The sequence below is a fragment of the Bradyrhizobium sp. LMG 9283 genome (assembly GCF_045571415.1).
Lineage (GTDB): Bacteria > Pseudomonadota > Alphaproteobacteria > Rhizobiales > Xanthobacteraceae > Bradyrhizobium.
Genome location: NZ_CP120691.1, coordinates 5,459,401 through 5,476,356, shown reverse-complemented (window position 1 = coordinate 5,476,356; position 16,956 = coordinate 5,459,401). Strand labels below are relative to the sequence as shown.

General features: G+C 63.7%; 19 protein-coding genes and 1 pseudogene. 10 read left to right on the top strand and 10 right to left on the bottom strand.

All coding sequences use genetic code 11. The annotated features are described in order from the left end of the window. Window positions 1-26 precede the first annotated feature (26 nt). Together P6U29_RS26010 and P6U29_RS26005 are read left to right on the top strand one after the other, a co-directional pair. Window positions 27-1,304, top strand: a complete 1,278-nt coding sequence (locus tag P6U29_RS26010; RefSeq protein WP_407112938.1) for an NAD(P)/FAD-dependent oxidoreductase — start codon at window positions 27-29, stop codon at window positions 1,302-1,304. Beyond that, window positions 1,301-2,758, top strand: coding sequence for an aldehyde dehydrogenase family protein (locus P6U29_RS26005; protein ID WP_407112937.1), 1,458 nt, complete (start codon window positions 1,301-1,303; stop codon window positions 2,756-2,758). Before P6U29_RS26010 ends, P6U29_RS26005 begins: the two co-directional genes overlap by 4 nt. 238 nt (window positions 2,759-2,996) lie before the next feature. Here the strand turns inward: P6U29_RS26005 and P6U29_RS26000 are convergent, their stop codons facing one another. Together P6U29_RS26000 and P6U29_RS25995 are read right to left on the bottom strand one after the other, a co-directional pair. Then, window positions 2,997-3,542 (bottom strand): FAD-binding oxidoreductase, encoded by a 546-nt coding sequence (locus P6U29_RS26000; RefSeq protein ID WP_407112936.1) that lies wholly within the window; start codon window positions 3,540-3,542, stop codon window positions 2,997-2,999. After that, window positions 3,542-4,045, bottom strand: a complete 504-nt coding sequence (locus P6U29_RS25995; RefSeq protein WP_407112935.1) for an FAD-binding oxidoreductase — start codon at window positions 4,043-4,045, stop codon at window positions 3,542-3,544. Before P6U29_RS25995 ends, P6U29_RS26000 begins: the two co-directional genes overlap by 1 nt. A gap of 192 nt (window positions 4,046-4,237) precedes the next feature. Here P6U29_RS25995 and P6U29_RS25990 point away from each other — a divergent pair, with 192 nt between their 5' ends. Together P6U29_RS25990 and P6U29_RS25985 are read left to right on the top strand one after the other, a co-directional pair. Further along, on the top strand, window positions 4,238-4,456 hold the full coding sequence (locus P6U29_RS25990) for a hypothetical protein (RefSeq protein WP_407112934.1): 219 nt from the start codon (window positions 4,238-4,240) through the stop codon (window positions 4,454-4,456). A 413-nt stretch (window positions 4,457-4,869) separates the two neighbouring features. Continuing rightward, a complete protein-coding gene (locus tag P6U29_RS25985) occupies window positions 4,870-5,154 on the top strand; it encodes a hypothetical protein (RefSeq protein ID WP_407112933.1) in 285 nt (94 codons plus the stop codon). A 405-nt stretch (window positions 5,155-5,559) separates the two neighbouring features. Here the strand turns inward: P6U29_RS25985 and P6U29_RS25980 are convergent, their stop codons facing one another. Further along, window positions 5,560-5,715 carry an amidase family protein gene (locus P6U29_RS25980; protein WP_407112932.1) on the bottom strand — a complete coding sequence of 52 codons (156 nt, stop codon included), beginning with the start codon at window positions 5,713-5,715 and terminating at the stop codon, window positions 5,560-5,562. On the opposite strand from P6U29_RS25980, the pseudogene P6U29_RS25975 reads away from it, so the two are divergent. Further along, window positions 5,681-6,046, top strand: a pseudogene (locus tag P6U29_RS25975) (ABC transporter substrate-binding protein); the annotation flags it as partial. The gene P6U29_RS25980 and the pseudogene P6U29_RS25975 overlap by 35 nt on opposite strands. Next, window positions 6,030-6,923 carry an ABC transporter permease gene (locus tag P6U29_RS25970; protein WP_407112931.1) on the top strand — a complete coding sequence of 298 codons (894 nt, stop codon included), beginning with the start codon at window positions 6,030-6,032 and terminating at the stop codon, window positions 6,921-6,923. The pseudogene P6U29_RS25975 and the gene P6U29_RS25970, both read left to right, overlap by 17 nt. 150 nt (window positions 6,924-7,073) lie before the next feature. Here P6U29_RS25970 and P6U29_RS25965 read toward each other — a convergent pair whose 3' ends face one another. Then, window positions 7,074-7,277: a hypothetical protein gene (locus P6U29_RS25965; RefSeq protein ID WP_407112930.1), complete on the bottom strand. Its 204-nt coding sequence runs from the start codon at window positions 7,275-7,277 to the stop codon at window positions 7,074-7,076. A gap of 26 nt (window positions 7,278-7,303) precedes the next feature. On the opposite strand from P6U29_RS25965, the gene P6U29_RS25960 reads away from it, so the two are divergent. After that, a complete protein-coding gene (locus P6U29_RS25960; RefSeq protein ID WP_407112929.1) occupies window positions 7,304-7,846 on the top strand; it encodes an amidohydrolase family protein in 543 nt (180 codons plus the stop codon). Between the two features lie 42 nt (window positions 7,847-7,888). On the opposite strand, the gene P6U29_RS25955 is transcribed toward P6U29_RS25960, so the two are convergent. From P6U29_RS25955 to P6U29_RS25930, 6 genes are all read right to left on the bottom strand, one after another. Then, window positions 7,889-8,725: a transporter substrate-binding domain-containing protein gene (locus tag P6U29_RS25955; protein ID WP_407112928.1), complete on the bottom strand. Its 837-nt coding sequence runs from the start codon at window positions 8,723-8,725 to the stop codon at window positions 7,889-7,891. 71 nt (window positions 8,726-8,796) lie between these two features. Then, window positions 8,797-9,279 (bottom strand): MaoC family dehydratase, encoded by a 483-nt coding sequence (locus tag P6U29_RS25950; protein ID WP_407112927.1) that lies wholly within the window; start codon window positions 9,277-9,279, stop codon window positions 8,797-8,799. A gap of 9 nt (window positions 9,280-9,288) precedes the next feature. Beyond that, window positions 9,289-10,872, bottom strand: a complete 1,584-nt coding sequence (locus tag P6U29_RS25945) for an acyl CoA:acetate/3-ketoacid CoA transferase (RefSeq protein WP_407112926.1) — start codon at window positions 10,870-10,872, stop codon at window positions 9,289-9,291. 4 nt (window positions 10,873-10,876) lie between these two features. Continuing rightward, window positions 10,877-12,019, bottom strand: coding sequence for an acyl-CoA dehydrogenase family protein (locus P6U29_RS25940; RefSeq protein WP_407112925.1), 1,143 nt, complete (start codon window positions 12,017-12,019; stop codon window positions 10,877-10,879). A 15-nt stretch (window positions 12,020-12,034) separates the two neighbouring features. Next, window positions 12,035-12,403, bottom strand: coding sequence for a 4-oxalocrotonate tautomerase family protein (locus P6U29_RS25935; RefSeq protein ID WP_407112924.1), 369 nt, complete (start codon window positions 12,401-12,403; stop codon window positions 12,035-12,037). Between the two features lie 3 nt (window positions 12,404-12,406). Continuing rightward, window positions 12,407-13,489, bottom strand: coding sequence for a LacI family DNA-binding transcriptional regulator (locus P6U29_RS25930; protein WP_407112923.1), 1,083 nt, complete (start codon window positions 13,487-13,489; stop codon window positions 12,407-12,409). A 187-nt stretch (window positions 13,490-13,676) separates the two neighbouring features. On the opposite strand from P6U29_RS25930, the gene dapA reads away from it, so the two are divergent. The 3 genes from dapA to P6U29_RS25915 are packed head-to-tail and all read left to right on the top strand — an operon-like array spanning window position 13,677 to window position 16,949. Beyond that, window positions 13,677-14,582: a 4-hydroxy-tetrahydrodipicolinate synthase gene (dapA, locus tag P6U29_RS25925; protein ID WP_407112922.1), complete on the top strand. Its 906-nt coding sequence runs from the start codon at window positions 13,677-13,679 to the stop codon at window positions 14,580-14,582. A gap of 16 nt (window positions 14,583-14,598) precedes the next feature. Next, on the top strand, window positions 14,599-15,789 hold the full coding sequence (locus P6U29_RS25920) for a CaiB/BaiF CoA transferase family protein (protein WP_407112921.1): 1,191 nt from the start codon (window positions 14,599-14,601) through the stop codon (window positions 15,787-15,789). Further along, window positions 15,786-16,949 (top strand): acyl-CoA dehydrogenase family protein, encoded by a 1,164-nt coding sequence (locus P6U29_RS25915; protein WP_407112920.1) that lies wholly within the window; start codon window positions 15,786-15,788, stop codon window positions 16,947-16,949. Before P6U29_RS25920 ends, P6U29_RS25915 begins: the two co-directional genes overlap by 4 nt. Window positions 16,950-16,956: the final 7 nt, after the last annotated feature.

The following is a 16,956-nucleotide window of genomic DNA, read 5'->3' as shown; positions in this document are numbered from 1 at the left end:
AGTCAGCGAGATTTCGGAGCCGAGGTATGAAGCTTACGTCCTATTGGCTGGACACATCCGAGCCATTCACAAGTGCTGCTACGGGACCGGTGCAGGGCACCTGCGATGTCGCGGTGATCGGCGGCGGCCTGACCGGCTCTTCCGCCGCTCTGGCGCTCGCCAAGAAGGGCGCGCGCGTCGTGCTGCTCGAAGCCGAGGCGATCGGGCACGCGGCATCTGGCCGGAACGGCGGGATGTGCAACAACGGCTTCGCTCAGGACTACGGCACGCTATCGGCCAAGCTCGGCAAGGACGTCGCCGACCGGCTGTACCGGGCCTTCGACGCCGGAGTCGATACGGTCGAGCGGCTGGTGCTGGAAGAGAAGATCGACTGCAGCTTCGCGCGCACTGGCAAGATCAAGCTTGCGGCGAGGCCCGAGCACTACGATAAACTCGCGCGCAGCCAAGAACTGCTTGCCGCCAATATCGATCCCGACACGACGATGCTGAGCCGTGCCGATCTCGCCTGCGAGGTGGGATCGCAGCGCTACTACGGCGGGCTGATATATCGGAAGAGCGCCGGCATGCATGTCGGACGCTTCGTTCGCGGCCTTGCGGAAGCGGCGGCGCGGCGCGGCGTCGCGATCCACGAGCATACGCCGATGACCGGCCTACGGCCGGCCGCCGGCGGTGGCCATGAAATCGAGACATCCAAAGGCCGGCTTCGCGCGACGCAGGTCCTGTTGGCGAGCGGCATCTCGCATGCGGGACCGCTGGGGTGGATTCGACGTCGGATCGTGCCCGTCGGCGCCTTCCTGATCGTCACCGAGCCCTTACCGATCGCCACCCTCGATCGACTTCTGCCACGTCGCAGAATGGCGGTGGATACGAAGAACCTGGTCAACTACTTCCGAACAACGCCCGACAACCGGCTGCTGTTCGGCGGACGCGCGCGCTTCGCCATCTCCAACCCGACGTCAGACGAAAAAAGCGGCGCGATCCTGCAGGCTGCATTGCACGACGTCTTTCCCGAGCTTCGCAGCGTGCGCATCGATTACTGCTGGGGCGGAATGGTCGACATGACGCGCGACCGGCTGCCACGCGCCGGCGAACGCAACGGTATCTACTATTCCATGGGCTACAGCGGCCACGGCACCCAGATGTCGACTCTGATGGGAACGATCATGGCTGATGTCATGGACGGGCGCGCCGAGCTCAATCCCTGGAAGGACTTCGCCTGGCCGGCCATTCCGGGCCATCTCGGTCCGCCCTGGTTCCTGCCGCTGGTCGGCGCCTATTACCGGATCAAGGACCGCTTCCAATGACCTCGCCCGTTCGACACCTGACGGAAACAGGCTTCCTCGGCAAATTTTACATCGACGGAGAATGGCGGAAGGCGGCCGGATCGGCCACGGCGCCCGTTGTCAACCCGGCGACCGAGCAGCCGATCGCCGAATTCGCGCTCGGCAATGACGAGGATGTGGACTGCGCTGTCGCCGCCGCTAGACAAGCCTTCGCCGGCTGGTCCATTACGCCACCAGCTGAGAGGGCGGCGCTGCTCGATCGAGTCCATGATTTGCTGCTCGAGCGACTGGAGCTGTTCGCACAGGCCCTCACCTGTGAAATGGGAGCCGCCATCACTTACGCGCGCCGCGCCCAGGTGCCGCTGGCCGCCGAACATATCCGTGTCGCACGCGACAATCTCGCGACCTATCCGTTCATCACTCCGCGCGGCAGCACTGCGATCATGCGCGAGGCGATCGGCACCTGCGGCCTCATCACCCCCTGGAACTGGCCTCTCTATCAGATTACAGCCAAGGTCGGTCCGGCGCTCGCAGCGGGCTGCACGGTGATGTTGAAGCCGAGCGAGTTGTCGCCGCTGAGTGCCTTGCTGTTCGCTGAGGTAATGCACGACGCCGGCTGCCCGCCCGGCGTATTCAATCTCGTCAATGGTACAGGTCCGATCGTAGGCGCTCGTCTGGCGTCGCATCCGCAGGTGGACATGATCTCGATCACCGGCTCGACTCGGGCAGGGGTACTCGTCGCGCAGGCAGCGGCGCCCACGGTGAAGCGCGTCGCCCAGGAGCTCGGCGGCAAGTCGCCGAACATCATTTTGCCGGATGCCGATCTGAGCCGGGCCGTTCCACTCGGCGTCGGCGCCGCCTTTCGCAATCTCGGCCAATCCTGCAGCGCACCGACGCGCATGCTTGTGTCCCGCTCGCAGATGGAGGAGGTCGAGACCCTGGCGGCAGCGGCCGCTTCTGAACTGCTGGTCGGCGATCCGCTGTCGGAAAGCACGACGCATGGTCCGATCGCCAACCGGCCGCAGTTCGAGCGCGTGCAGACCATTATCGGTGTCGGCCTGGAGGAAGGCGCCAAGCTCGTCATCGGCGGGCCCGGGCGGCCCGACAATCTTCCAATCGGCCTCTATGCGCGGCCGACGATTTTCTCCAATGTCCGTGGCGACATGAGGATTGCGCAGGAGGAAATCTTCGGCCCGGTACTGTCGATCATTCCCTACGACAGCGTGGAGGAGGCGATCGAGATCGCCAACGACACCGTCTACGGCCTAGGTGCCCATGTGCAAGGCACCGATATGGAGGCGGTGCGCGCGATCGCACGCCAGATCCAGTCGGGTCAAGTCCATCTCAATTATCCCGACTGGGACCCCAACGCACCTTTTGGCGGATACAAGCGTTCCGGCAACGGCCGGGAATACGGCCTCGAGGGCATGGAGGAGTATCTCGAGACCAAGGCTGTTCTCGGATTCTACCGATAAAATGTCGCGCGGGCGGCCCCAATGAAGCAAATTGCACAGAGCTATCGGCGCCGTGTCCATCAGTCGAAACAGGTGGCCGCCGATCCGATTTCAGCAGTCGCCACACTTCCTCCCCAACTTGAGCCACTCCTTTGGAGTGGCTCTTTTTTCACCGGCAAGTCGATGAGTTATCGAGGTGCCTCAGCCGGAGAGGTATCCGGTGGGCCTGGAGAAAAGTATCCTCAACCTGGCCGCCGGTTCAGGTAGTAAACTCCTTCCCCAACGGGCGAACAATCGCGCCGGCGTTCATGATATCCGCCGGATCAAAAGCGGCCTTGATACGACGCATCGCAGCGATGCGGCCGACATCGCCGTACCGCTCCAGAAGGTGCTTCTTGAAACGACCGACGCCGTGCTCCGCGCTGAACGTGCCGCCGAGCACCGCGGCCGTGTCGTAGAGTTGCAGCGAAAGGCTGCCTTCGATCCGCGTGGTGAACTCCATCCGGTCGACGTCGGGAGGAACGAGTACGTTGTAGTGCAGATTGCCGTCGCCGACATGGCCATAGACGGACAGCTCAAGGTTGGCGTCATACGACCGCACCTGCGAGCCGGCTAAGTCCAGAAAGCGCTGAATGGAGGAAAGCGGTACGGAAACGTCGTGTTTGACCGATCCGTTCTGGCGCTTCTCGCCCTCGGGGATCGCCTCGCGGACCTGCCACATCGCAGTCCGCTGTGATCTGCTCTGCGCCAGGAATGCGTCCTCGATCCATCCGTACTCGATCGCCTCGGACAGAACGGCTTCCATTAATTCGTCGAGATCGAGATGGCTGAGGAAGAGGCGAACTCGACGAGGACGGCGCCTGCTGGGCCCGCTCGGAGGGAGGGCGGGTCGGTCATTGCTTCGGTCGCGAGCGCGATGGATCGGGCCGCCATGAACTCAAACGTGGTCAGCAGGTCCGCGGATTCGCGACGGACCAGGGCTAGAAGCTCGGCGAGCGGCGCGCCCCTCGCGAGCTTCAGCCAGGCAGTTGCGCGGCGGGTCGGCAAAGGCGCGAGACGCAACACTGCGCCCGTGACGATGCCGAGAGTGCCCTCGCTTCCGACGAAGCACTGCTTGACGTCGTAGCCGGTATTGTTCTTCCGCAGCTTGCACATGTCGGAGACCACCGTGCCGTCAGCCAGCACCGCCTCGATCCCGAGCAGCAGATCGCGAGTCATCCCGTACCTGACGACCGACAGTCCGCCGGCGTTCGTGCCGATGTTGCCGCCGATCCTGCAACTGCCTTCCGCGCCGAGGCTGAGCGGCAACAGAAGTCCAGCGGCCGCTAGTTGGTTCACCGTGAATTGGTCACGGCACACTTTTGGCACACCGACACTAGGCGGGCCTTGAATCAATCCTCTCGCGCCACGACAACCATGTCCTGCCCATCGCGTTGTCACGCGCGTCCTGCCGTCGCGGGATCGGTAGCGAATGGGGTTGGTCTACGATAATCTCTCCGCATGGGAACGCTGACACTCCAAGATCGTACCGTGGAATATCAATGGGCAACGGATGTTGCCTTCGATGGCATTCGCATGGAGGTGCTTTCCGACGAAGGGGATTTGCTCTTTGACGTCAGTGTACCGGATGAAGGTCCGATCGCTATCAACACCTTTGGCAAAGAAGTCGCCGCAAACTTGGTCGAAGCAGCAATCGAGATTGCTCGCCGTCCGCGATAGTGTCCGCCGCCAATTTGTCCACGCCGCCTAGCGTTGAACAAAACCTGCTGCGCCGCGCGATGTCGCAAGCTCGCAACAGGTTATCGCGGCCACATTTTTTCGCCTACAATTCAATTGATGCCTTTTGCATCAAGGCGGTCGCGTAGATCTCGCAATCACATCTGACAAATGATGAAGCGAGAAGAACTGTTTGCCCTGGCGGAATGGGTTGGATTCACCTGCATAGAATCGTGCTGCCGCGTACCAAACAAGACGTGCCGTAATGACAAGTGGCAAGGTGATCTGGCTGCATTCGCATCTGCTGTTGAGCGAGACATTTCGAATGAGCGAGGAGGTGTAGTGAAAATTATTGACCTGCACGAAAGGTTTTCGGTCCGCTTGGTCTGTGCACGACAAGGGAGATCGAACAAAACTTGACCCTGATTGATGTCGTAACGAGTCTATCTGGCGGTGCGATCAACACTCTGCGCGCGGCGTTTAAGGCTGGCCCGCTCGATGATGGTGACGTGCCATCTAAGGCTGGGCGCGACGAACTTGTCTCGCTTGGGCTGATGGTGAAAGTTATCATCAAAGGTGATTGGGGATACAATGCCTGCACGTACAAGGGTGCATATGGAGTCAGGGGTCTCGACGAAAAGGTCGCCGGTGAATCCGTTGCGCGGCACCATCAACCATTGGATAAAGCGCTGCCTGGATGATGGCGCCAAGATTACGCAGTCATGAAACCACGGTCACTCGACCGTGGTTTTTTTCGTCTGACACTCGTGGCACACCAAATGGAGCGGATCGATTGGAAGTGGTAAGACCCGTGGCACACTTTTGGCACACCGAGACGGTCCGGAAATCAAACCAGTAGAATATGGCTTTGAATTTGCTCAGGAAAAATTCAATCGGGTTTCGTTGCAATGAACCGACAAGACAGCTAAGTCTCTGATATGAAATACAAATTTTCCGTGGCCCCCATGATGGATTGGAGCGAGACTTCAAGTTTTTCAATGAGTTAAGAGGCGGCGTGTGCACGACGCGTGCACCGGGCGATCAAGGAAAAAGCTCATGACAGCCAACGTGAGCAGGCCTTCGGGAGAGACATCCAACGGCAGGATTTACGTTCGCAACACGGCCTCGATCTCTTGCGCTGCTTCAAGCAGCGTGCGGTCTTGTCCGCGCGCGGCGATGATCTGAAGGCCGAATGGAAGCCCGCACCGATCCGTCCCGCACGGAATCGAAATCGCCGGCAATCTGACCAACCTTATCGTCACCCGTTCAGACGTGATCGCGAGCCAGCGCGCCGGCGTCCAGGGCGTCGTCAGCGCCGTGGTCGAGCTCGACAACAAGCTGATCGCCGACAAGGCGCCGTGGATCGATGTCATCAATAAGCTGACCGGCCTCGACAAGAATGTGGCGACCGAGGCGCTGAAGAATGCCTCGCCAGATCCCGCCATCCATCGCCCGCAGACGCTGGCGATCGCCGCGATGATGCGCGACCTCAAATACATCTCCAAGGACGTCTCCGCGGAGGCGGAGAAGAACATGGACTATTCGTTCCTGGAGCAGGCCACGGGAAAGGCCAAGAATGACCTCGGTTACTGACGTCTCGCCTGCAAGGCCGGCGTTTCGGCTGACGCGGTCGTTCCACGGGCTCGAACGCCTCGCCGTGCCTGCGCTGCTGATCGCGGGGTGGGAGGCTTTTGCCCGCAGCGGCATGCTTCCGCCCGCGCTGCTGCCGGCGCCGAGCGCGGTGCTGCATGCGCTCGGCGACTGGGTGTTCGGCTTCGACGAGACCACGCAGACCTATTCCGGGCACTGGCTGCGCGATGCGCTCGCCAGTGCGCTTCGCGTGTTCGGCGGCTTCGCGCTGGCCAGTCTCCTCGGCATCCTCGCGGGGGTCGCAATCGGCTGGTCGCGCCTGTTCGAGAAGACGCTGGAGCCCACGCTGCAGATGCTGCGTCCGATCCCGCCGGTGTCCTGGATTCCGCTCGCGATCATCTGGTTCGGCATCGCCGACAAACCGGCGATCTTCCTCGTTTTCCTCGGCGCCTTCTTTCCGGTGCTGATGAACAGCATCCACGGCGTCAAGACCGTGGACCACAATCTGGTGCGCGCCGGCGCTATGATGGGCGCGAACGGCCGGCAGATGCTGACCGACATCGTGCTGCCGGCGGCGCTGCCGTCGATCTTTGCGGGCTTGCGCATCGCGGTCGGAGGTCATGGCCGACGACTTTGCCTCGGCGACGCGCGCGGCGGCGGCCGGCGGCAACACCATGGTGCTGCCTTTCGCGCTTCAGGAGAAGGGCACGTCGCTGCGCACCTGCGTCGAGAACTACCGCAAGCTCGCCGAGGGCGAGTGCTATATCGACGCCGCCTTTCACCTGATCATTTCCGATCCGACCGCCGTCGTGCTCGGGCAGGAACTGCCGGCGCTGGTCAAGGACGGCTACACCTCGTTCAAGGTGTTCATGACCTATGACGACCTCGTGCTCAGCGACAAGCAACTGCTCGAAGTGTTCGAGGTCGCGCGGCGCGAGGACGCGCTGGTCATGGTCCATTGCGAGGGCTACGACGCCATCCGCTTCCTCACCAGCAAGCTCGAGCGCGAGGGCCACATCGCGCCTTACTATCACGGCACCTCGCGGCCCCAGGCCGTCGAGCGCGAGGCGACGCATCGTGCCATCAGCCATGCCGAGGTGATCGGCGTTCCCATCATGATCGTGCATGTCTCCGGACGCGAGGCGATGGAGCAGGTGCGCTGGGCCCAGCAGCGCGGCTTGCCGGTGCATGCGGAGACCTGTCCGCAATACATCACGCTGACGGCCGACGACATGAAGGGCCTCAACATGGACATCACGGGTGCGAAATACGTCTGCTCGCCGCCGCCGCGCGACGTCGAGAGCCAGCAGGCGATCTGGGAGGGCATCACCACCAACCTTCTCGTCCGACCACTGCCCGTTCCGCTACGACGATCCCAGGGGCAAGCTGACGCCGAACGCCCGCACCTCGTTCCGCTGGGTGCCGAACGGCATCCCCGGCGTCGAGACGCGGCTGCCGATACTGTTCTCCGAGGGCGTCTCGAAGGGACGCATCACGCTGCAGAAGTTCGTCGAACTGACCGCGACCAACCACGCAAGGATCTATGGTCTTTATCCGCGCAAGGGCTCGATCGGTGTTGGCTTTGATGCCGACATCGCTCTCTGGGATCCCAAATTGAAGAAGCCCATCCGGCAGGCCGATCTGCATCACGGCTCAGACTACACGCCATGGGAAGGGTTCGACGTCACGGGATGGCCGGTGACCACAATCGCCCGCGGCCGGGTGGTCTGTGACCAGGGACGGATCGTCGGAGCCAAGGGCGCAGGCGAAGTGCTGAGCCGGGGCAGATCGAGCCTGATCTGATTCGACACGCCGCCAAGTGGCGTGTCGTAACGGCGCCTGCCGTCAATTTGTCGGACCATCGCCGCGGATCGCGAACGTGCTGGTCTTCAGCTTGGTCATGCCGAACTTGTCGAACAGCTTGTCATAGGTGCCATCAGCGCGGATTGCCGTTAGGGCATCGGCGGCCGCCTGGGCAAGCAGCTTGTCGCGGAAGGCGAAGGTGATGTCGGTGCCAGCAATGTCGCGGACCCAGATCTTGGCGATGCCCTTCTGCTCGAGCGAGTTGGCGGTCTCGTTGATGTTGAGCGCCGCCTCGAGCTGGCCGGCGCGCAGCGCCGCCGACGTCGCGGTGACGGTCGCAAATGTGCGCAGCTCGACTGGCTTGAGGCCCTTGGCGACCATCTCAGTGCTGAATTCACGCGCTTTGCGCTCGGTGTAGGTCGCCGATTCCACGCCCACCACGCGGCCGGCGAGATCCTCAAACCTCTCCAGCTTCAGGCTGGAGGAGGGATCGGTGTAGATGCTGATCGCCTGCTGCGCATAAGGCACGAGGTAGAGCATCTTGGAGCGCTCCTCGGTCCAGAACAGGCCGGTGTTGATGGCATCGAAACGCCCCGAGCGCAGCGCCGGGATCATCGGCGGGAAATCCATGCGCAGGAACACTGCCTCGACGCAGATGCGTTTCGCGATCTCGCGGGCGAGCTCGACATTGAGGCCCTGCAACTCGCCCTTATCGTCGACGAATTGCTGCGGCGGCAGCGTCGGGTTGATCGACATCTGCCATTTCGGCGCCTCGATCAGGCTCGACGCCGGTACTTTCGGCGTGCAGGTCTGGGCACCGGCGGCCTGCGTCAGGCCGACCAGAAGGACGAGGGCGGAGAAGGTCTTGGGAAATCGCATCTGAATACTCCGATCAAATCGTGGGTGGCAGAGGAGCCGTTCTCCGGTCCGACGTCTTCTTCATTGTCTCGTCACATGGCCGCCGATCCATCGGCTTGCCGGGTCAGGATCAGCGAGATGTGGCGGGCAGCGGTCACCACCTCGTCGCGCTGGTTGATGAGGTCGAGCGTCTCGATGACGATGCCGCGCTCGGGATTTTTGGTCGGGCGCTTCTCGACGAAGCGGAAGCGCACACGCAAGGTATCGCCGGCGACGATGGGAGCCTTGAACTTCACCTCGTCCCAGCCGAGCGAGGCGACAGAGGTCTCCTCGTATAGCTTCAGCTCAGACTTCAGCCCTTCCATCAGCGACAGGCCGTACAGGCCGTGGCCGATCACCGCGGGAAAACCGCGGGAGCGCGCATAGGCGCCATCGACATGAAGCGGATGGTGGTCGCGCGTGACGTCGGCGAAGGCCGCGATATCGGACTCCGTCACGCTGTGCACGGCGGTCTCGAACTCCGTACCGAGCGCGATGTCCTCGTAACGGAGATTGATCGGGCCGTTGGCGTTCATGCTGATCCCTCAGGCAACCTTCCGTGGCCGCGCCGGCAGCGCCTTGAAGCTCTGCGCAATCCCCATCGGCCCGGACCGGAAGATGCGCGGATCCATGTCTTTCAGTTGCGGGCTGATACGCGGCTTGAAGCCCATATGGGCGAGGATGTCCTCCTCAAGGCGAACGCCGGGCGCGATCTCGGTCAACGTCACGTGTCCGTTCTCCAGCTCGAACACGGCGCGCTCGGTGATATAGCTGACGTGCTGGCCGCGTTGCGCCGCGAGCGACGCGCTGAAGCTGATCTGGCCTACTTGCGGCACGAATTTGCGGAAGGCACCGTCGCGCCGGATCGCGAGGCGGCCGTTCTCGACGCCGATGTCGAACTTGCCGCCGGTCATGGTGCCGCTGAAGATCAGCCTCTTGGCGTTCTGGGTGATGTCGATGAAGCCGCCGGAGCCGTCGCGGCGCTCGCCGAAGCGGGTGACGTTGACGTTGCCTGTTTCATCGACCTCCGCGAAGGACAGGAAAGCGCAGGACAGGCCACCGCCGTCGTAGAAGTCGAATTGATAGGCCTGGTCGAGAATGACGCGCGGATTGATGGCGGTGCCGAATTCGCGCGCATGACCCGGCACGCCGCCGACGACGCCGGATTCCACCGTCAGCGTGATCAGATCGGAGATGCCTTCCTCGGCCGCGACATTGGGGATCATCGCGGAGATGCCGACGCCGAGATTGACGACGTCGCGCGGGCGCAATTCGAAGGCGGCGCGGCGAGCGATCACGCGACGCTCGGTCAGTGGATCGGGCGTGATCATCGCCACCGGCACGCGCGTCTCGCCGCAGCGCGCCGGATCGTAGACGGTGCCGTAGGTTTGCATCTGCTCGGGCTCGAGCACGACGTGGTCGATCAGGAAGCCGGGGATCTTCACCATCTGCGGATGGATCGAGCCGCGCTTCACGATGCGCTTGACCTGGCAGATCACGGTGCCGCCCGCATTGTGCACGGCCTGCGCGATCGAGAGATCCTCGCGCGTCGTGCCCTCGTGCTCCATGCTGATATAGCCGTCCTCATCAGTCGACGTGCCGCGAATGATGGCGACATCGGGCGGGGCGGGGACACGGTAGAGCAGCCAGGACTGGCCGTGCAGCTCGAGCAAATCGACCAGCGGCGCGGTGGTGCGCTTGTTCATGCGCCCCCCGTCCTGGCGCGGGTCCATGTAGGTGTTGAGGCCGACATGGGTGAGCACGCCCGGATGCTTTGCCGCCATGGCGCGGCAGAGCTGGCTCATCACGCCTTGCGGGAAATTGTAGGCGTCGATCAACTCGTCGCGGACGAGGCGCATGAACGGCACCTGCAGGCCGAAATTGCCGCCGATCACGCGCGCGATCAGGCCTTCATGGGCGAGATGGCAGAGGCCCTTCTCGGAGACGGCGCCGACGCCGGTGATGTTGATCAGCGTCAGATCGTGTGGGCCCTGGCCGCCGAGAAAGCGCTGCTCCAGCGCGTCGAGAATAGCTTCGGCCGCGCCCGTGCCGCCATTGCCGCCGACGATCAGCGTGTCGGCGTCGCGGATCAGGCCGGCGGCCTCGTTCGCCGTGATGATGCTCAGCATGCCCTCACGCGGCCTCCTTCTCGACCTGGCGGGCGATGATCAGCCGCTGGATCTGGTTGGTGCCCTCGTAGATCTGGGCGAGGCGCACGTCGCGGAAGATCCGCTCGATGCGGTATTCGCGCGAATAACCGTTGCCGCCGTGGATCTGCAGCGCGTTGGAGACATGCTTCATCGCCATGTCGGTGGTGAACAGCTTTGCCTGCGCCGCCTCCTTGGCGATCGGCTCGCCGGCATCGTGCAGGCGCGCGGCGTGGTGGATCAGGAGGCGCGCAGCGGCGATGTCGGTCGACATATCCGCGAGCATGAACTGCACCGCCTGGAAGCCGATGATGGACTGGCCGAACTGCTTGCGGTCGCGGGCGTACTTGGTGGCATCCTCGAACGCCGCCTGCGCCATGCCGAGTGCCATCGAGGCCATCATCAGCCGGCTGAAGTTGAAATTGCTCATGGCCATCTTGAAGGCCTGGTTCTCCGGCCCCATCACGCTGTCCGAGGGCAGGCGCACGTCGGAGAAGGTGATCTGGCAGTCGCCGAGGCCGTGCATACCGAGCAACTCCTCGTTCTTGCCGCGCGCGATGCCGGGCAGGTCACCGTCGACCAGCAGGCAGGAGATGGAACGATGGCCCGCCTCGATGCCGGTGCGCGCGAACACCATGATGCGGTCGGCGACGCCGCCGAGCGTCACCCATGCCTTGGTGCCGTTGAGCCGCCAGCCATCGCCTTCGCGCACCGCATTGGTGCGGATACCCGCGACGTCGGAGCCGTGATCGGGTTCGGAGACGGCGGTGGCGGGAATGATGTCGCCGCTCAGGATCTGCGGGATCAGCGCCTTGTGCGCGTCGGTGCCGTGATGGTCGAAGAACAGTACGGCCTCGACCGGAATGGCGAAGGCGTTGGCGACCGCGCCGGAGCAGCGCGCCAGTTCCTCCATCGCAATGCAGGCTGCCACGGCATCAAGCCCAGCACCGCCAGCGCCTTCGCGCAGGCAAATGCCGAACAGGCCGAGGTCGGCCATGCCCTTGTAGAGGGTGCGGTCGAAGCGGTCCTCGCGGTCGATCGCGGCCGCGCGGGGAAGGATCTCCGCTTCGGCGAAGCGGCGGGCGGTCTCGCGCAGTGCTTTCTGGTCTTGGGAGTAGAAGCGATCCATGGCGTGTGGCTCCCGTCAGTCGCTGGCGAGCTTGGAATCGTGGGCGACCTCGCTGCGGTCGCGATCGAGGAAATAGACGGCGACGTCGTCGCCAGGCACGCTATAGGCGCTGCACACTCCGCGAGTCAGCGCGATGGCGGCAGCCCGGCGCTCGGCCTCGGTTCGCCGGAAGGCGTGCACCTTGAGCAGGATGCGCTGGCCGGCGCCCTGCGGTTCGAATTCGCCCGCATGGGCGTAGTCGTCGGGTGAGATCGGGAGAAAATAGAGAGTGACCGTATCTGCGGTCACGCCGAATGCCGTCATCAGGCCGTCGGTCACGGACTTCGCCAGCGCGGCCTTGCGCTGGTTTGGGACTTGCGGGGCGAGCACTTCGACATAGGGCATCGATCAGACCTTCGCGGGCTTGGTCGCAGACGATTTGGATTTGGAAGCCGACGGCCTGGACTTGCCGGTGCCCGTGGATTCGATCCGGCGGCAGGAGTCGCGCTGCACCAGTCGCGCGCCGACGCGATATTCGCGCACGCCGTCATTGCCGTTGCCTTTGGCATCCATGCGCTGCAGCAGCCGGTCAACAGCGAGATTGGCAAGATCGCGCGCGCCGTTGTCGACGATGCTGATGGCCGGGCGATGCCATTCGAACCAGGGCATGTCCTCGTAGCAGAGCAGCGAGAGGTCGTCGGGGATCGCGATGTTCCGCTCCGCCGTCACGCGAAGCACGCCGAGCGTGGCCTCATGGTTGGCGACGAAGATCGCGCTGGGCGGCCGGGGGAGGTCGAGCAGCTTGCGGGCGCAGGTCGCGCCGGTCTCGGGCACGAAATGGCCGGCATGAATCAATGTGTCGTCCCTGGCGATTCCGGCCTCGCGCAGGGCGCGGACATAGCCGGACAACCGTTCGCGGCCCGACGTCGTGTCCTGGCGGCCGACGATCAGCCCGATGCGTTTGTGCCCGAGCTCGATCAGATGGCGTGTGCCCAGATAAGCGCCTTGCGGATCGTCGGCGAGCACGGTCTCGAGATCGGTCGCGTCATCGCGCCGCACCAGGCAGACGATGGGGACGTCCTTGGAGAGTGCCTTGAGCTGCGCGCCGTTCTTGCCTGTCGGCACCACGATCAGTCCGTCGATGCGGTGGTCGACCAGCGTGGTGAGGGTGTCGCTCTCCTGCTGCGGATCATCGCCCCCGATGCACAGAAGCATCTGATAACCCAGCGCCTTCAGGCGCGCCTGCACCACTTCGGCCATCACCTGGAACGAGGCGTTGGTGAGATTGTGGACGAGGAGTGCCACGAGCCGCGACTGCCCGGTCTTGAGGCCGCGCGCGATCGGGTTCGGCCGATAGCCGAGCTCGCGCGCGATGCGCACCAGGCGCTGCTGCGTGCGCTCGCTGGTCAGGCCGGTTCCCGTCAGCGCTCGGGAAGCAGTGCTGACTGAAACCCGGGCCGCCTGTGCCACATCTTTGAGCGTGACGCTCATCCAACCTGCCGATAGACTGCAAACGATTGCAGAAACGCTATGAGCTTACTCTACGCAGATCAAGCTCAAAAAATGGATGGTGTTGCCCAATGCAGAGCCATTTATGCAAACGATTGCATAAAGCGTGCGGATATTCCGCAGGCAGCACTTATCGCTTGAATCCACCCGAGCACCCGGCAGTTTCCCGATGAAGACGTTCCGCGGCACCTACACCGTCATGATCACCCCGTTCACGGCAGCGGGGGCGGTCGATGTCGCGGCCTTGCGCGCCTTCGTCGACTGGCAGATCGCGCAGGGTATTCATGGATTGATCCCGCTTGGCTCGACCGGTGAGTTCCTGTCCATGGACGATGACGAGAAGGCGCTGGTTGCGGAGGTCGTCATTCGCCAGGCCGCGGGCCGCGTGCCGGTGCTGATCGGCACCGGCGCAGAGGATACGCGTGAGGTGGTGCGCCTCAGCCGCCGTGCCGAAAAACTGGGCGCCGACGGCGTGATGATCATCCCGCCGTTCTATTCGACGCCGACCGAGGACGAACTCGTCCATCATTACAAGACGGTTGCCGACGCGATCGCGCTGCCGATCATGGTCTACAACAATCCGGCAACCGCCAACGTCGACCTCAAGCCGCAGCTCGTGGAGCGCATCGCCGAGATCGACAACTGTCTCTATATCAAGGAGTCGACGTTGGAGGTGACGCGGGTGCGCGATATCATCCGCCTCTGCGGCGACAGGATGACGGTGTTCGGCGGCATCCTCGGCTTCGAATCCTTCGTCGAAGGAGCGCAGGGCTGGGTGGCCGTGGCCTCCAACGTGGTCCCGGCGGAAATGGCCCGCATCTTCAGCCTCGTCGCCGACCACGGCGCGATCAAGGAAGCGCGCGAGCTCTATCTCAAATACCTGCCGGTGATCGAATTCGTCGGCGGCCAGGCCTATGTCGCCGGCAGCAAGGCGCTGCTCGGTCATATGGGCTTTGCAGCCGGCCATCCGCGCCCGCCGCGCCTACCGCTGCCGGCTGCACAGGATGCGGCCGCACGTGCCCTGGTCAAGACGTTCGATCTCGTGTGGCGCAGCGCGCCAATTGCAGTTGCTTGAATTGAGGTGTGAACGGATGAACCTGCTCGACGGCGTCAAGATCCTCAGCTTCAATCACTATCTCGCTGGTCCCCTGGCCGCGCAGACGCTCGCCGATCTCGGCGCGGACGTCATCGCGGTCGAGCCGATTGAGGGAGCGTTTCAGCGCAACTGGGCGGTCGCCAATCATTTCGTCGCAGGCGACAGCGTCAATCATCTGGCCACCGGACGTAACAAGCGCAGTCTCGCCGTCGATCTCAAGCATCCCGACGGCATCGCCGCGGTGAAGAAGCTGGTCGCGGCCGCCGACGTCGTGATGGAGAATTTCCGCCCCGGCACCATGGCCAAGCTCGGTCTTGGTTACGACACGCTCAAGGCAATCAATCCCGGCCTGATCTATGCGGTAGCGAGCGGATTCGGGTCGGAAGGGCCCTACAAGGATCGCCCCGGCCAGGACCTTCTGCTCCAGGCGATGTCGGGCCTCGCGATGCGGACCGGGCGGGCGGACGGCGAACCGACGGCGATCGGCGCTGTCATCGTCGATCAGCATGCCGCCTCGCTCTATGCCATGAGCATCCTCGCGGCGCTGTTTGCCCGAACGAAAACCGGCAAGGGGCAGCTCGTCGAGGTCAACCTTTATCAGGCCGCGCTCGATCTCCAGGTCGAGCCGCTGACCGCCTGGCTCAACGGTGCGCCGTCGCCGACGTCGCGCGGTCCGGCGGGCATCGCGGCGTGGTTCAGCCCCGGTCCCTACGGCATTCACGCCACGGCGGACGGCCATCTCGCGATTTCCATGGCGTCGCCCAAGGCGCTCGCGGTCGCGCTCGATAACGAGAAGCTGAAGCAGTTCGGTGACACCGACAGTTTTTCGAAGCGCGAGGAGATCACGCGTATCGTTGCAGCCAGGCTGAAACAGAAGTCGACGACCGATTGGCTGCCCGCGCTGGAAGCCGCGCGGGTCTGGCACGCGCCGGTGCAGGATTATCGCGACCTCGAGACCGATCCCCAGCTCGAACACCTCGGCGTGTTCAAGAGCGCCGAGAGCGCAGGCGGTGCGCCGATCCGGATGGTCGCGCATCCCGCGCGCTATGATGGCCGGACGCCGGAGGTGCGGCTGGTGCCGCAGCGGCTGGGTGCACAGACGCGGGAGGTGCTCGGCGAGATCGGCTACGGCGCCGCGGAGATTGACGCGATGGTCGCCGACAAGGCCGTCGGGGTGGCGCGATGATCGATTTTTCAATCCCCGAGGAAACGCGCCTGCTCGTTGATACCATCCGCCGCTTCGTCGAGACGGAGGTGCAGCCGCTCGAAAACGTCGTCGAGCAGACGGCAAAGGTGCCGGCCGACGTGCTTGCGGTCACCAAGGCCAAGGCACAGAAGCTCGGCCTTTACGCCATGAACATGCCGGCGGATGTCGGCGGCGGCGGGTTGTCTTGCGTCGAGCATTGTCTGGTCGAGGAAGAGTTCGGCAAGACTTCCGACGCGCTGATCCGCCGCGTGTTCGGCCAGGTCTATCCGATGCTGATGGCCTGCAAGGGCGATCAGGTCGAGCGCTATCTGCTGCCCACGGTCAAGGGCGACAAGATCTGCGCCATGGCGATCACTGAGCCGGGCGCCGGGTCCGATGCGGCGTCGATCAGCACCACGGCGCATCTCGACGGCGACGAATGGGTCCTCAACGGCACCAAGCATTTCATCAGCGACGGCGACATTGCCGACTACGTGATCCTTATGGCGCTGACCGACAAGGAGAAGCGGGCCCGCGGGGGCATCACCCTGTTCCTGGTCGACCGCGGCACGCCCGGCTTCAAGGTCGCGCGCACGCAGCCGATGATGGGCCATCGCGGCTACGGCCATGCCGAGCTGAGCTTTGAGGACTGCCGCATTCCGAAAGCGGCCGTGCTCGGCGAGGTTGGCGGCGGCTTCAAGCTGATCATGCAGAGCGTGCTGCAGATCCGGCTCGCCCATATCGGCGCGCGCGCCGTCGGCATGGCGCAGCGCGCGCTCGAGATGATGCGCAGACATGCCGGCGAGCGGCGCCAGTTCGGCCAGCTGATCGGTGACTTCCAGATGGTGCAGAAGCTGATCGCCGATTCCGCCACCGAGATTTTTGGCGTGAAGATGATGGTGATGAACGCTGCCTGGGACATCGATCAGGGCAAGGATGCGCGCGACAAGGTCTCGATGATCAAGGTCGCGGCCTCCGAGATGCAGGGCCGCGTGGTCGACCGCGCCATCCAGGTGTTCGGCGGCATGGGTTTCAGCAAGGACCTGCCGCTGGAGCGCATGTATCGCGACGCCCGCGTCACCCGCATCTATGACGGCACCTCCGAAATCCACCGCATGCTGGTTGCGCGCAGCACCATCAAGAACGGCCTGCAGCTCTAGGGAAGCG

What these genes read in the sequence shown, in the direction of transcription:
- dapA (WP_407112922.1), top strand. Translation starts at nt 13,677, where the DNA reads ATGAAGACGTTCCGCGGCACCTACACCGTCATGATCACCCCGTTCACG.
- P6U29_RS25935 (WP_407112924.1), bottom strand. Translation starts at nt 12,403, where the DNA reads ATGCCCTATGTCGAAGTGCTCGCCCCGCAAGTCCCAAACCAGCGCAAG.
- P6U29_RS26005 (WP_407112937.1), top strand. Translation starts at nt 1,301, where the DNA reads ATGACCTCGCCCGTTCGACACCTGACGGAAACAGGCTTCCTCGGCAAA.
- P6U29_RS25940 (WP_407112925.1), bottom strand. Translation starts at nt 12,019, where the DNA reads ATGGATCGCTTCTACTCCCAAGACCAGAAAGCACTGCGCGAGACCGCC.
- P6U29_RS25955 (WP_407112928.1), bottom strand. Translation starts at nt 8,725, where the DNA reads ATGCGATTTCCCAAGACCTTCTCCGCCCTCGTCCTTCTGGTCGGCCTG.
- P6U29_RS25930 (WP_407112923.1), bottom strand. Translation starts at nt 13,489, where the DNA reads ATGAGCGTCACGCTCAAAGATGTGGCACAGGCGGCCCGGGTTTCAGTC.
- P6U29_RS25970 (WP_407112931.1), top strand. Translation starts at nt 6,030, where the DNA reads ATGACCTCGGTTACTGACGTCTCGCCTGCAAGGCCGGCGTTTCGGCTG.
- P6U29_RS25965 (WP_407112930.1), bottom strand. Translation starts at nt 7,277, where the DNA reads ATGTCGTCGGCCGTCAGCGTGATGTATTGCGGACAGGTCTCCGCATGC.
- P6U29_RS25990 (WP_407112934.1), top strand. Translation starts at nt 4,238, where the DNA reads ATGGGAACGCTGACACTCCAAGATCGTACCGTGGAATATCAATGGGCA.
- P6U29_RS26000 (WP_407112936.1), bottom strand. Translation starts at nt 3,542, where the DNA reads ATGGAAGCCGTTCTGTCCGAGGCGATCGAGTACGGATGGATCGAGGAC.
- P6U29_RS25945 (WP_407112926.1), bottom strand. Translation starts at nt 10,872, where the DNA reads ATGCTGAGCATCATCACGGCGAACGAGGCCGCCGGCCTGATCCGCGAC.
- P6U29_RS25950 (WP_407112927.1), bottom strand. Translation starts at nt 9,279, where the DNA reads ATGAACGCCAACGGCCCGATCAATCTCCGTTACGAGGACATCGCGCTC.
- P6U29_RS26010 (WP_407112938.1), top strand. Translation starts at nt 27, where the DNA reads ATGAAGCTTACGTCCTATTGGCTGGACACATCCGAGCCATTCACAAGT.
- P6U29_RS25915 (WP_407112920.1), top strand. Translation starts at nt 15,786, where the DNA reads ATGATCGATTTTTCAATCCCCGAGGAAACGCGCCTGCTCGTTGATACC.
- P6U29_RS25920 (WP_407112921.1), top strand. Translation starts at nt 14,599, where the DNA reads ATGAACCTGCTCGACGGCGTCAAGATCCTCAGCTTCAATCACTATCTC.